Here is a 13639-nt window from a genome sequence, read left to right on the forward strand (position 1 = left end):
CATAACCTTCTTAGATTTCTCATTTCAATCGGTAAAAAAGTAATGTATGAATATTAGGTATTATAGAAAATATATCTTTTCTCTTATTGTATTGGTTTCTACAAACATATTTGCTCAACAGACTCCTAAAGATATGGACCGTTTTATAGATGCTTTGATGAAGAAAATGAGCATCGAAGAAAAAATAGGCCAACTTAACTTGCCGGTATCCGGAGATATAACCACCGGACAGGCAAAAAGCAGCAATGTGGCGGAAAGAATCCGCCGGGGAGAAGTTGGAGGATTATTTAACCTGAAAGGGGTTAATAAAATCAAGGAAGTTCAGAAATTGGCTGTAGAAGAAAGCAGATTAAAGATCCCTTTAATATTTGGTATGGATGTTATTCACGGATACGAAACTGTATTTCCTATACCTTTAGGCTTATCGTGTACATGGAATATGGACGCAATTGAAAAGTCAGCACGCATTGCAGCTATTGAGGCCAGTGCTGACGGAATTTGTTGGACGTTCGGACCAATGCTGGATATTTGCAGAGATGCCCGTTGGGGACGTGCATCAGAGGGTTGCGGAGAAGATCCGTTTATAGGTTCAGAGATAGCAAAAGCTATGGTTCGTGGATATCAGGGCAAAGAAATGAAAGCAAACAATGAAATCATGGCTTGCATAAAACATTTTGCTCTTTACGGAGCAAGCGAAGCAGGACGTGATTATAACACTGTTGACATGAGCCGCATCCGCATGATGAATGAATATATGCCTCCTTATAAAGCAGCAGTAGATGCCGGAGCAGCAAGTATCATGGCTTCTTTTAATGAAATAGACGGGGTACCTGCTACTGCCAACAAATGGTTATTGACCGATTTACTGCGTAATCAGTGGGGATTCAATGGGTTTGTGGTAACAGATTTTACCGGAATAGCAGAAATGGTGCAACATGGCATTGGTGATTTGAAAACGGTAACTGCACGTGCTATCAAAGCAGGCGTTGATATGGATATGGTTAGCGACGGTTTTACAGGAACTCTTAAGAAATCTATTGAAGAAGGGAAAGTATCTGCAAGTACCCTGGACCAAGCATGTCGTCGTATTCTGGAAGCAAAATACAAGCTGGGATTATTCGATGACCCATATAAATACTGCGATTTGAAACGTCCGGCAAAAGAGATTTATACAAAAGAACATCGTGCTGAAGCTCGCAAGATTGCTACTGAAAGCTTTGTATTGTTGAAGAACGAAAACAGTCTGCTCCCACTGAAAAAAGAAGGAACAATTGCTGTAGTTGGTCCATTGGCTGAAGCTGGAAAGAACATGGTAGGAACATGGAGTGTAGCTGCTGTACTTGATAGAACTCCGTCACTGGTAAAAGGTCTTCGTGAGACATTAGGAAATAAAGCTAAGATTGTTTATGCAAAAGGTAGTAATATCGTAAGTGATTCTGCTTATGAAGAACGAGCTACTATGTTCGGTCGTAGTTTAAACCGAGACAAACGGACGGACAAAGAAATGCTGGATGAAGCCCTGAAAGTATCAGCCAATGCAGACGTTATCGTAGCGGCTTTAGGTGAATCGTCTGAAATGAGCGGTGAAAGCAGTAGTCGTACAAACCTGGAGTTGCCGGATGTACAACGTAGCTTATTAACAGAACTGCTAAAAACAGGAAAACCAGTAGTTCTGGTGTTGTTTAGCGGACGTCCGGTTGTGCTTACTTGGGAACAAAAGAATGTTCCTGCTATTCTGAATGTATGGTTTGGTGGTACCGAATCGGCTTATGCGATTGGAGATGTATTGTTCGGGGATGTTAATCCAAGTGGAAAATTAACTATGTCTTTCCCACAGAATGTAGGCCAGATTCCTCTATACTATAATCATAAGAATACAGGACGACCATTACAAGAAGGACATTGGTTTGAGAAGTTCCGCAGTAATTATCTGGATGTCAGCAATGATCCTCTTTATCCTTTTGGTTATGGGTTAAGCTATACAACTTTTGGTTACAGTGATATAAAAATGAGCAGCAATGATTTAAATATAAACGGAGAAATTACTGCAAAGATTCTGGTTACAAACACAGGTAACAGAGACGGAGCAGAAGTTGTTCAACTTTACATCCGCGATTTGGTAGGAAGTGTAACTCGTCCGGTTAAAGAGCTGAAAGGTTTCCAGAAAATATTCCTTAAGGCCGGAGAATCGAAAGAAGTAACTTTTAAAATTACTCCCGAACTACTGAAGTTCTATGATTACGACCTTAATTATGTGTGCGAACCGGGTGATTTCGATGTTATGATAGGTGGTAATAGTCATGATGTTAAAAAAGCAGGTTTCACTTTGAAAATGTAAATGAATGAAAAAATATATTCTAAATAGCCTCCTGGCTGCTTGCTGTATGCTTGCCACCTCGTGTGGCACGCAACAGCGGGCTCTCAATATGGATATTATGACGTTTAATATCCGTCTGGATGTGGCTTCCGACAGTTTAAACAGCTGGAAATTCCGTAAAGATAATGCCGCTAATATGATACACTATTATGCTCCTGACGTTTTAGGGATGCAAGAAGTGGTACATAATCAGCTAAATGACCTGAAAGAAAGATTACCTCAATACACAGCTATCGGTGTTGGCCGTGCTGATGGTAAAGAGGCCGGAGAATATTGTTCTCTGTTTTTTAAAACCAACCGCTTTGAACTGATTAAAGATGGAAACTTTGGTCTGAGCGAAACTCCCGAAAAAATTGGAGTAAAAGGTTGGGATGCAGCATATGAGCGCATTGTTACCTGGGCTGTATTAAAAGACAAAATAACAGGAAAGAAATTTGCCTGCTTTAATACACATTTAGACAATATGGGAGAGATTGCTCGCAGGGAAGGTGCGAAACTATTACTTGCAAAAGCTAAGGAACTGGCTCCAGGACTTCCAATAGTTATTACTGGAGATTTTAACGGTACTCAGGATTCGGAGCCAATACAAATTATAACTCACAACGGGATGAAAGACACTCGTGCGACATCTCCGGTTGTATACGGGCCATCGTGGAGTTTTCATGATTTCGGACGTCTGAAAAATGATGAAAGAGATTTAATAGATTACATTTTTGTCAACGCACCTGTTCAGGTTAACAAATACTGTGTTATTAAAGATACTCCCGAAAATGGATATCTGTCAGACCACAACCCTGTTCTAGTAAACACAACAATTAAGTAAGAATAAAAATGAAGCAAATACGAATTGTATATTCTTTGTTACTCTGTAGCTGTTTTCTTATTGGGAATTGTGCTAATAGACCGGAACGAACTGCAAGGAAACTTACAAATGAGGCGTTGATGGACAGTGTTCAGCATCGTACTTTCAACTATTTCTGGGATGGAGCCGAGCCAAGAAGCGGGATGGCGCGTGAACGCTTTAATGAAGACGGAATTTATCCGGAAAATGATAAAAACATTGTTACTACTGGTGGAAGCGGTTTTGGAATAATGGCAGTATTATCGGGGGTGAAAAGAGGTTATATTACAAGAAAACAAGGTTTTGACCGCTTCGATAAAATTGTATCCTTCCTTGAGAAAGCTGATCGTTTTCATGGAGCTTATCCTCATTGGCTTAATGGAGAGACTGGGAAGGTAAAACCGTTCGGGAAAAAGGATAATGGAGGAGATCTGGTAGAAACATCTTTTCTTATGCAAGGACTTTTGGCTGTTCATCAGTATTATGTAAAAGGTAGTAAAAAGGAAAAAGCATTGGCTTCTCGTATAGATAAGCTTTGGAAAGAAGTGGAATGGGACTGGTACCGAAACGGAGAAAATGTGCTTTACTGGCATTGGAGTCCCAATTATGCTTGGGAAATGAACTTTCCGGTTCGTGGATTTAATGAATGTCTTATAATGTATGTATTAGCGGCAGCTTCACCAACCCATGGGGTTTCATCGGAGGTGTATCACCAGGGATGGGCTGAAAACGGTGCTATTGTTTCTCCACATACAACGGAAGGTTACAAATTGAACCTTCGTTATCAAGGCACAAAAGCAGGACCCTTATTCTGGGCTCATTACTCATTCCTCGGGCTTAATCCACATGGTTTGAAAGATAAATATGCAGATTATTATCAGGAAATGAAAAATTATTCGTTAATTAACCGTGCATATTGCATCCGCAATCCGAAAAGATATAAAGGGTATGGCAAAGATTGCTGGGGATTGACTGCGAGTTACAGTACAATAGGCTATTCCGGACATGCTCCAAATGAGAAGAACGATCTGGGAGTCATTGCCCCAACAGCAGCTCTCTCATCTATTGTTTATACTCCAAAAGAATCAATGGATGTAATGCGTCACTTGTATGATATGCGGGATAAGGTGTTCGGCAAATACGGATTTTACGATGCTTTCAGTGAAACAGACGAATGGTATCCAAAACGTTATCTGGCAATCGATCAGGGACCTATAGCAGTAATGATAGAAAATTACCGTTCAGGTTTTTTGTGGAAACTCTTTATGAGTCATCCAGATGTTAATAAGGGATTAAGTAAATTAGGTTTTAAATAAAGTAATAAACACAATGAAAAAAAACATTTTTATTTTATTAGCTATGTTGCTGTTTGTGCCATCTATTATGAAGGCACAGTCTCAACAAGATTCCGTACGTTTGTGCGAGTATCTTCAGATAAAACACTCGGATGCATTCAAATGGATTACGCGCTATCAGGCCGATATCGACAAATACACGGATGAAAACAGAGAACTGAAAGACAAAACGTGCGATGTGCTGTTTCTGGGAAGTTCTTCCATCAATTTATGGGATAATATTTATAACGACATGGCTCCAATGAAGATTATACGTCGTTCTTATGGAGGCGCCGCTATCCGTGATATGCTTTACAACTATAACGTAATTGCACGTGGATATAATCCAAGAAGCATTGTTCTTTATGTTGAAAACGATATGTGTAATAGTCCTGAAGATATAACAATAGGTCAGACATTTGATTTCTTCCGCGTTTTTATCTCAAGAATTCAGCGCGATTATCCGGGTATTCCACTTTATGTTCTTTCGATCAAACCTTCTTATGCCCGCGAAAAACTAAGACCAAAGCAAACAACACTCAATACATTACTCCAAGAGTACGTTGGTACAACTAAAAATGTGTTTTATGTAGATGTAGCTTCGTGTATGTATGATGATAAAGGGATTCTTCGTAAAGATATCTTCAAAAAGGATAACCTCCATATGAATCAGGTTGGATATGACCTTTGGACTGCTCGTCTGAAGCCATTGTTAATGCAACATAAAAAATAAACTATCTATCGTGTGCCATAGATGTTGCATGTTAAAAAATTCCGATATATCAGATAATTCCTTGTAAACATCTACATCGGACTTTTATTTTATCATTAAGACTTTCTTCTTACACCCGGATGTACCCTCCCACTACATCCGGGTGTACCATATCTCTCCATCCGGATGTAGCAGTAGTGTACATCCGGATGGAGAGTAAATAACTCTGCGTGACTTAATTAATATGTCACGCATTTTTTATAAAATATATGGAGAATAGCATCAGTTTGATAATTTAATCAACTTAATTTCGTAAAATTGCATTCGTAAGATAATAATAACCCGATATTTAATAAGGGAAGTCAACTCTCCGCAAACTGAATTATTCATGAAAAAAAAGCAGATTAATTACTTGCTGTTGTCACTCTTTATAATTCTCCATTTAACCGCATGCGGGGGAAGAGGAGATGAACCGATTCCTCAGAGTAGTAGTTTTGCCAAGGGAGCAGATGTGAGTTGGATTACCGAGATGGAAGCTGCCGGCAGGAAGTTTTATAATCAAAACGGAACAGAAATGGAAGCCATGAGTCTGCTAAAAAATCTAGGAATGAATGCAATAAGGCTGAGGGTATGGGTAAATCCTTCTGACGGATGGTGTAATAAGCAAGATTTAATGGTAAAAGCCAAACGGGCAAAGAATCTGAATTTGCGAATCATGATTGACTTTCATTATAGTGATTCATGGGCTGATCCAGGTAAGCAGAACAAACCGAAAGCATGGGTAAATTACAACTTTGATGAACTTAAAAAGGCGGTTGCCGCACATACAACGGATGTGCTGAATGAGCTAAAATTAAATGGAATTACTCCGGAATGGGTACAGGTGGGCAATGAAACGGGTAATGGCATGTTGTGGGAGGATGGCAAGGCTTCTGTGAATATGAAAAAATATGCCGAACTGTCGAATACAGGATATAATGCCGTAAAATCTGTTTTTCCAGACACAAAGGTTATCATTCACCTGCAAAACGGGTACGACAATGTTTTGTTTCGCTGGTTGTTCGACGGACTGAGAAGCAACGGAGGAAAATGGGATGTTATCGGGATGTCTCTTTATCCTTCGGCCACCGACTGGCGGATAAAGAACTCAGAATGTCTGGATAATATGAATGATATGGTAAAAAGGTTCGGTTCGGAAGTAATGATGTGCGAAGTAGGCATGAGTTGGGACATTCCTGATACCTGCTATGCTTTTCTGAAAGATATCATCGCAAAAACAAAATCGGTAAGTAACGGTAAAGGAATTGGTGTATTTTACTGGGAACCGGAATGCAGTTCGGACTGGAATGGATATTCCTTGGGCGCCTTTGATAACAACGGAAGGCCAACAGCAGCTTTGAACGCTTTCAGATAAGACTTGTCTATTTAGAAAATTATAGCGATATTGCGAATAAAAACAGCTTAACTATATGATTCGCCTGATCCAACTTACCGATTTTACGGAAGCATACGCTCAATATCTGCAAAAAGGCATAATCACTTATTCCAAGGAACACGATCCGTGGGTTGTTTGCCGCATGCCGCCTGCCTTTAAACTTCGCTACGGCATTGAAGGGGTAATAGACTGGGCAAAAAAATGGGAAGCAGATGCTATTGTTGCACAGTTTGATGAGGATGATAATGTGGGGCTGTTTCGCCAAAATGGGATTGTAGCTGTGGCACAAGATTTCAAGACCCAATTTAAGTCGATTCCGAACATTACCGGAGACTATGAGCTGGGAGGAAAAATGGCTGCCGACTTCTTCCTGCAAAAGGGATATCAGAACTTTGCTTTTGTTGGCTATAAGAATGCTATATGGTCTGAGAAAAGGTGCCAGGGCTTTTATGATCGTATCTCTGAATTTGGCTTTGAAAAGAACTTCCATGTCTTCCAAAACAAAATAATTGAAGAATTATGGTTCTATGAACAGAACCCACTGATTGAATGGCTGAAATCGTTACCAAAACCCATCGCATTAATGACGTGTGATGATACTCAGGGAAATAAGATAACTGAAATTTGCCGGATATGCAACCTAAGAATCCCCGAAGACATTTCCCTAATAGGAGTAGATAACGATGAAATGACCTGTAATCTTTCAGACCCAACATTATCGAGTGTGGCTCTGGATGTTGAAAAGGGAGGATACGAAACCGCCAAACTCATCGACAAAATGGTTACTTCACAGAACTATGAAGACTTTGAAGATGTTGTCATCCATCATTCACATATCGTTCAAAGGCAATCGACCAATATGTATCCTATCAATGACAAGGAGATTGCCATGGCACTGAAGTACATTGATGATAATATCAATTCCAAAATCAATGTGGATGATATTGTGAAAGTTGTGCCGCTATCAAGGAGGTTATTGGAAATACGTTTCAAACATTTCACAAAAATGTCTGTTTATCAGTATGTGATGCTTCAACGGATAAACAGATTTGCCCGCTCATTGCTTACAAGCACAGCCCCAATATGTGAGCTTGCCATTGAAATGGGCTTTTCGGACTTTAAAAACCTGTCGCGCCAGTTTAAAACAATAAAGGGTTGCCCTCCGCACGAATACCGCAAAGAGCATACCCTTAAGAACAAATAACCTGAGGCTAATATGTGTGTTTGCCTACAACTACTGATATGTGCTTTTCCTTGTTGTCACCATAAACCAAAGTTAAGTCGAAAGGCTCATTGGTTTCGATGGTAACACGAGGTACCTCGTTGACAGACTTACGTGAAGCGGCGCTGAAAGAGATTATTCCCTTAGGTCCGAATGGATATCGCTCAATCCCATTTTTCTCAATCAGGTTCAAATCCCATGTAACTGCTTTACGGGAATAGTCTGACCGGATTCCAATGATGAATTCAATAAACTCAGCAATTGGCGGCAGACCGGTCCATCCTACAAAATCTTTGCGGGCCATGAATCCGGGCTCGCAAGCCTCAGGGGCATAATACTCGAAAAAGGTCCCTGTCTTTTTATATACCTCAAAAACCTGACTGTAGTGATTAACGGCAATTTCGCGCGCCAGCTTACGGTATCCTTTGCCTATAAGCCCGTTCATGACCATATAATTTGTACCGGGCCATATTCCTCCCTGCCAGTAACGTCCGTTATCCTTGTACTTCGGATTATCCGCCGATATGGATGGAACACGATATTTGCGGTTAAAAGTCTTGGGATTTTCGAGTTCGCCAACAAGACGATCCATCTGTTCCTTCTCCAATACATCGGTATAAAGTGCCCAGTAAGCGCCTATGCTTTTAGTGGTTCCAAGCGTTCCGTCGCTGTACTGGTCGTAAAGGAAGCCACTCTTCTCATCCCACAGATTTTCACGGATATATTTTTTAAGCATCTTTGCCTCATCTTCAAAATCCTCAATCTCCTGCCAGCGTTCCAGGTAAAATCCCATCTCAAGGAGAATATTGGCTGTCATCAGTTGCTGCAGGTTTGTATCAAGCCATACCATATGGCCATTACTCCATATCTGATTGTATTTAGACTGAACACGTGGCATGTTATCCATACCTGTCCCCCACCCGCTTGACCAATAGGTTCCATTTTGCCAGGTACGGTTCAGCCTCCACCATTTATAATAAGCGCACAATACCGGAAAAATCTTGTTCAGGCGTTCCGTGTCACCATATTCTTTAAAGTAGGCAAGCTCAACCCAGGGTATCAGATTAGGACCTGTGCTGGTAGGATCGTAACGTTCGAAACAGTCTGCTCCATCGGCCTTGATTTCACGACAGATAAATCCATCGGGATGTTGTTTGGCATAAAAGTTATCAAGCGTATGCTGAAACGGAAAGAAACGAGAGCCATAACGGGCAAACAGCATCATAAACGAAGAGTCCCACATAAAAATATTACCGTTGTAGGCTGTATCAAGGTAGCTTGATACAAAACCGGAACCCGGAATGGGATCCTTAATGTTGCCAATTGCTATTTGCCAGGCACGCCAGTACATCTCAACCTCTTTAGGATGCCCCTCCCAAATGGGTTCGGGCAATATTTTCCGGGCTTCTTCAAAGGAGCCATGCCGGGTGACCTCCGGTTTGGCTGAACGAAAAACGTTTTCCGCCACCAAGGCATCCTTTATATAAGTATCTTTGTATGGAAGCCGATATTTATTGGCAATCGAATCTGTCTCTGTCTGAGCAGACACACCCAGTGGCAAGGAGAAAAGAAACAACCCGAATGCTGCTTTAGAAATTGTTCTTATCATACTGTAATATTTAGATTCATGATTAATTGAATATCTACTGATTTACAAAAATGGATAATTATTATCAAACAACCAGTGCCGAAGCCCCTAAAAGACTAATATTTTTTTCCTCCGAGACGAATATTTCCACATCATCAACAATGTTTTGATATGGGAAACATGAGATGGTTTGTTTCATGCTTTCTGAGAAAAAGGGATATGCTGCCGAGATTCCTCCTCCCAATACAATAGCATCGGGATCATAAGTATATAGTACAGCCTTAAGCAGATTACCAATATGAGTACCTATTTCGGACCAGATAGCCAAAGCCTCCTTATCACCTTCTCTTGCTCTGTCGAAAACATCTTTCCCTGACATCTTATAAAAGTCAGCAAAAATGCCACTACTGCAATAGTACTCAAAATCCTTATTGAGATATGGCAAAGAACCAATCTCTCCAGCACCGGTATGCGATCCGTTGTATAGTTTTCCATCAAGCACAACACCTGCTCCTACTCCGGTACCCAACGTTATTCCTATTAAATTGGAATAGGGAACTCCCTTTCCAAAAAGCTTTTCGCCCAATGCAAAACAATTAGCATCGTTGTTTACAAAAACCGGCACATTAAAACGTTCCTCCAGAATCTCTTTCAGGTGCACCTCCTTCCATGAAGGGATATTGGCCACATTGTAGACTATCCCCTTGGAGGCATCAACCACTGAAGGTACTCCTATTCCGATTCCTTCGGTTTGTGGTATCATCTCCGAATCAATCATCTCAATTAGAAAAGAGAGAACTTCAGAACAACTTTTCTTAGAAGGACAAGGCTTTATGGTGGTATGGATCACCTCTCCGTTTTCAACCTGACCAACCCTGATATTTGTTCCTCCTAAATCAATTGCTATTTTCATCCTACTAGATTATTTCGTTAATATTTTTATCAAAGAAGAATCGGAAACAAATCCATTCCTCTCAGTTTGAGTATACATAAAAGGATTCCATTCCATACAATCCGAATAGATTGCATGAATATTTCATATAGTTTATAATAAAACCGAATATCCCTTAAAAGAACAATCTATTATTATTCAGTCAGAGATTATTTAAAAGTTCCGGGATAAGTTGTGGAACAGATTTCACTCCCATCAAGCAGACGAATATATGTTGAAAATCCTCGTTCACCTTCTTTCAAGGTTATGATACGGGCCCCATTCTGAATGTTAATATAAGTGGTTTTTCCTCCTGAGAACCTGCCATAACCCAAAGCAATACCGTGGAGCGAAGCCAGATAATCATTGTCATGATCGTGACCCACAAATACACCCATTACATCTCCGCATTCCAGCATGGAAGCAAACATTCCTGAGTTTACGGATGCCGGACACTCGTCTTCCAGACGTTTACCTACCGGGCTATTGCGTTCGTTCTTATATGCCTGGAAGAACTCAGGAAGTGGTATGTGAAAAAAGGACAAAGCCGGAAGTGGTTTTCCTCCGTTCTTCAAAGTATACTGCGCACTAGTCTGGCGATACCATTGAATTTGGTCGAATGAAAACCAGCCATATCCTTTCACTGTGTCAATTTTAGAATAATCATTTGAGTCCATGCAGTAGATTAATGCAGAAGCGGCATTGTCCTTAGAAGACTTTACTTCCAAAGCCATATCGCACAATCCTTTAGTATCTTTCTTATTGAGGCTGCGATTTGTCGCTGTGATAAGATCTGCAATCTCAGAACGACTCAAGTCTTGTTCCGGATCATGGTTTCCCATGGCAATGCAAAACGGAATGCCTTTTTGCTCCAATGTACTCAAAACCATCTTCCATCCCTGACGAGCCGGCTTACCTGTTACTACATCTCCAGAAAAGATAATCAGATCTGGGTGTTCTTTGTCAATAGTTTCATTAATCAGCTTTATGGCTTTAAGCGATTCAGTTTTGTCGGGTACCACATGGGTATCGGTAAACTGTACTATTTTAAATGTTCCGTCTTTATGGAATCGAAGTTGCTGGGCATGAGCTCCTGTTATGAACAGAAATAGCGCCAAAAGTATATATAGATGAATCTTTTTCATTTTGTATAATTATAAATTTAATAGTTTCTTTATCTTATCAAACAATGCAGTATTCTCGTAGATGCCGGTAAAATTTTCAGAGCCTGGCCCAAAAGCATAAACAGGAACCATCACCCCGCTGTGTCCGGTGGTAGAGAATTTACCAACAATTTTCCCTTTTTCAAGATCACCACCAACCAAAGTTAGTCCGCCTGTTTCATGATCGGCAGTAACAATAACTAATGTTTCCCCATCTTTGGCTGCCCATTCAAATACCTTTCCTATTGTTTTGTCAAAGTCGAATATCTCCTGCATCAACAGATCCAAATCGTTGAAATGACCATAATCATCCAACTGAGAACCTTCAATCATCAGGAAAAAGCCTTTATCGTTCTTTGACAACATATCAACCGCTTTCATAGAAGCCTTTTCAAGAATGTTACCCCTTACTTTGGGCTCCGGCAAATCGAGTGTATCTACCACTGCCAGAACTTTACCCGAATTGATTTTTGAAAGAGCATCCCAATTCTTTGGAGTTTGATATCCTTTATTCTCCATTTCCCGGAAAATATTTCTCCCATCGGGCCGATTCTCAAAATATTTGGAACCACCACCGAAAATAAAATCGACGCCACATGTGGTATAATCGGCCACAATTTCATAATCCTTATCACGGTCTGTATTATTACAGCAAAAATCGGCAGGAGTAGCGTCATTCAACCTGCAAGTAACAACCACTCCGGTAGATAGTTGCTTGTTTTTCGCAAAGTCAGTAAGAGAAGGAAGAGGATTTCCGTTAACATCTGTACCCACCATGTGATAATTTGTTTTATGTCCGGTTGCTATTGCCGTTCCTCCAGCACCCGAATCAGTAATGAGTTTGTTGGCGCAATAAGTTTTGGACAGACCTACTGCCTGGGCATTTTCCAGATTAAGCTTTCCTTTATTCAGTGTCCATGCAGAATACATATCCATCAGACTCATACCATCACCAATCATAAGAATCACGTTCTTAATCTTTTTTCCTTTCGGAGCGTTAATCTTTGCCACATCATAGGGATCTTTAACCGTGACTGTCTGCTCCTTATCTTTACGACTCTGAGCATTAGATATTACCGGATGAAATGTTAATACAACAACCAGTAATGTTATTTTCAGCATTATCTTTTTCATTTCTTAATATTGAAATTATTTTATCGCAATACGCACAAGTATGGGTGCATGATCTGATAAGAAAGTGGAATCTTTGGTCTCGGCCAGAACTCCGTATTTTAAGACTTTCACTCCGTTACGAACAAAAATATAGTCGATCAGTGTGCGTTCATTCAACGGAATTCTTCCAAAATCGTGAAAACTCCATGCAGGTCCATAAACAATAGGGGAAACGGTGCGTGAGTCAATAAGATGTTTATTATTGCTTGTGTCAGTCAACCCTTTAATTACGTTCGATTCGGGCTCTGCATTAAAATCTCCGGTCACTATCACCGGAATACCTTTACTTAACTCGGCCACTTTATTGAGTATTAGTTTCACACTCTCTTTACGGGCTACTACCCCTATGTGATCGAAATGAGTGTTTAGAGCAAACAGACTCTTGCCGCTTTTCTTATCCTTGAGCTTTACCCACGAAGCAATACGTACACATGCCCCATCCCAACCTTTGGAGGCAGTAATAAGAGGAGTTTCACTTAACCAGAAATTGCCAGAGTCGAGCAAGGTAAATCTATCTTTTTTGTACCAGAGGGCACTGTATTCTCCTTTTTCTTTTCCGTCATCGCGCCCAACCCCTACTACATCATATCCGGACAAACGTTCTTTCAGGTCCTGCAATTGATTATGAAGTACCTCTTGTGTACCCAATATATCAGCATCGTAGAAACGAATTGCGTTTGCAGCATTGTCTCTTCTGTATTTCCAGTTGTTCTGGTTATCGTCAGGATTGTCATAACGAATATTATAAGTCATTACATTAAGTTCGACCGGCATCTGTGCCTTTACAGATGTGACAAGTAGAGTTCCTAATAAAAGATAAGCTAACTTTTTCATTGTTTATTTCTTTTTTATTTCAAATATAC

General features: G+C 40.4%; 11 protein-coding genes. 6 read left to right on the forward strand and 5 right to left on the reverse strand.

Annotation, left to right across the window (positions count from 1 at the left end):
• Positions 1-46: 46 nt before the first annotated feature.
• The 6 genes from bglX (at position 47) to ABWU87_RS07815 (ending at position 7903) form a co-directional block, all read left to right on the forward strand.
• Positions 47-2338, forward strand: coding sequence for a beta-glucosidase BglX (gene bglX, locus ABWU87_RS07790; RefSeq protein ID WP_353329612.1), 2292 nt, complete (start codon positions 47-49; stop codon positions 2336-2338).
• 4 nt (positions 2339-2342) lie between these two features.
• Positions 2343-3200, forward strand: a complete 858-nt coding sequence (locus ABWU87_RS07795; RefSeq protein ID WP_353329614.1) for an endonuclease/exonuclease/phosphatase family protein — start codon at positions 2343-2345, stop codon at positions 3198-3200.
• Between the two features lie 8 nt (positions 3201-3208).
• On the forward strand, positions 3209-4534 hold the full coding sequence (locus tag ABWU87_RS07800) for a glucoamylase family protein (RefSeq protein ID WP_353329616.1): 1326 nt from the start codon (positions 3209-3211) through the stop codon (positions 4532-4534).
• 13 nt (positions 4535-4547) lie between these two features.
• Positions 4548-5285, forward strand: coding sequence for a lipase (locus ABWU87_RS07805; RefSeq protein ID WP_353329618.1), 738 nt, complete (start codon positions 4548-4550; stop codon positions 5283-5285).
• 367 nt (positions 5286-5652) lie between these two features.
• Positions 5653-6678, forward strand: coding sequence for a glycoside hydrolase family 53 protein (locus ABWU87_RS07810; protein WP_353329620.1), 1026 nt, complete (start codon positions 5653-5655; stop codon positions 6676-6678).
• Positions 6679-6733: 55 nt separating this feature from the next.
• Positions 6734-7903 (forward strand): AraC family transcriptional regulator, encoded by a 1170-nt coding sequence (locus ABWU87_RS07815; protein WP_353329622.1) that lies wholly within the window; start codon positions 6734-6736, stop codon positions 7901-7903.
• Between the two features lie 7 nt (positions 7904-7910).
• Here ABWU87_RS07815 and ABWU87_RS07820 read toward each other — a convergent pair whose 3' ends face one another.
• The 5 genes from ABWU87_RS07820 to ABWU87_RS07840 form a co-directional block, all read right to left on the reverse strand.
• On the reverse strand, positions 7911-9530 hold the full coding sequence (locus ABWU87_RS07820) for an MGH1-like glycoside hydrolase domain-containing protein (RefSeq protein ID WP_353329624.1): 1620 nt from the start codon (positions 9528-9530) through the stop codon (positions 7911-7913).
• Between the two features lie 64 nt (positions 9531-9594).
• Entirely contained in the window at positions 9595-10422 is an 828-nt protein-coding gene (locus ABWU87_RS07825) for an ROK family protein (RefSeq protein WP_353329626.1), read from the reverse strand.
• Between the two features lie 188 nt (positions 10423-10610).
• Positions 10611-11585 (reverse strand): metallophosphoesterase family protein, encoded by a 975-nt coding sequence (locus tag ABWU87_RS07830; RefSeq protein WP_353329628.1) that lies wholly within the window; start codon positions 11583-11585, stop codon positions 10611-10613.
• A 9-nt stretch (positions 11586-11594) separates the two neighbouring features.
• Positions 11595-12737: an alkaline phosphatase gene (locus ABWU87_RS07835; RefSeq protein WP_353329630.1), complete on the reverse strand. Its 1143-nt coding sequence runs from the start codon at positions 12735-12737 to the stop codon at positions 11595-11597.
• A 15-nt stretch (positions 12738-12752) separates the two neighbouring features.
• Positions 12753-13610 (reverse strand): endonuclease/exonuclease/phosphatase family protein, encoded by an 858-nt coding sequence (locus ABWU87_RS07840; protein WP_353329632.1) that lies wholly within the window; start codon positions 13608-13610, stop codon positions 12753-12755.
• Positions 13611-13639: the final 29 nt, after the last annotated feature.

This window comes from Bacteroides sedimenti, assembly GCF_040365225.1.
In the GTDB taxonomy this organism is placed as follows: domain Bacteria; phylum Bacteroidota; class Bacteroidia; order Bacteroidales; family Bacteroidaceae; genus Bacteroides; species Bacteroides sedimenti.

Bases quoted from the DNA above. Each gene is read 5' to 3' on its own strand.
- bglX (WP_353329612.1), top strand. From the start codon at position 47: ATGAATATTAGGTATTATAGAAAATATATCTTTTCTCTTATTGTATTG.
- ABWU87_RS07795 (WP_353329614.1), top strand. From the start codon at position 2,343: ATGAAAAAATATATTCTAAATAGCCTCCTGGCTGCTTGCTGTATGCTT.
- ABWU87_RS07800 (WP_353329616.1), top strand. From the start codon at position 3,209: ATGAAGCAAATACGAATTGTATATTCTTTGTTACTCTGTAGCTGTTTT.
- ABWU87_RS07805 (WP_353329618.1), top strand. From the start codon at position 4,548: ATGAAAAAAAACATTTTTATTTTATTAGCTATGTTGCTGTTTGTGCCA.
- ABWU87_RS07810 (WP_353329620.1), top strand. From the start codon at position 5,653: ATGAAAAAAAAGCAGATTAATTACTTGCTGTTGTCACTCTTTATAATT.
- ABWU87_RS07815 (WP_353329622.1), top strand. From the start codon at position 6,734: ATGATTCGCCTGATCCAACTTACCGATTTTACGGAAGCATACGCTCAA.
- ABWU87_RS07820 (WP_353329624.1), bottom strand. From the start codon at position 9,530: ATGATAAGAACAATTTCTAAAGCAGCATTCGGGTTGTTTCTTTTCTCC.
- ABWU87_RS07825 (WP_353329626.1), bottom strand. From the start codon at position 10,422: ATGAAAATAGCAATTGATTTAGGAGGAACAAATATCAGGGTTGGTCAG.
- ABWU87_RS07830 (WP_353329628.1), bottom strand. From the start codon at position 11,585: ATGAAAAAGATTCATCTATATATACTTTTGGCGCTATTTCTGTTCATA.
- ABWU87_RS07835 (WP_353329630.1), bottom strand. From the start codon at position 12,737: ATGAAAAAGATAATGCTGAAAATAACATTACTGGTTGTTGTATTAACA.
- ABWU87_RS07840 (WP_353329632.1), bottom strand. From the start codon at position 13,610: ATGAAAAAGTTAGCTTATCTTTTATTAGGAACTCTACTTGTCACATCT.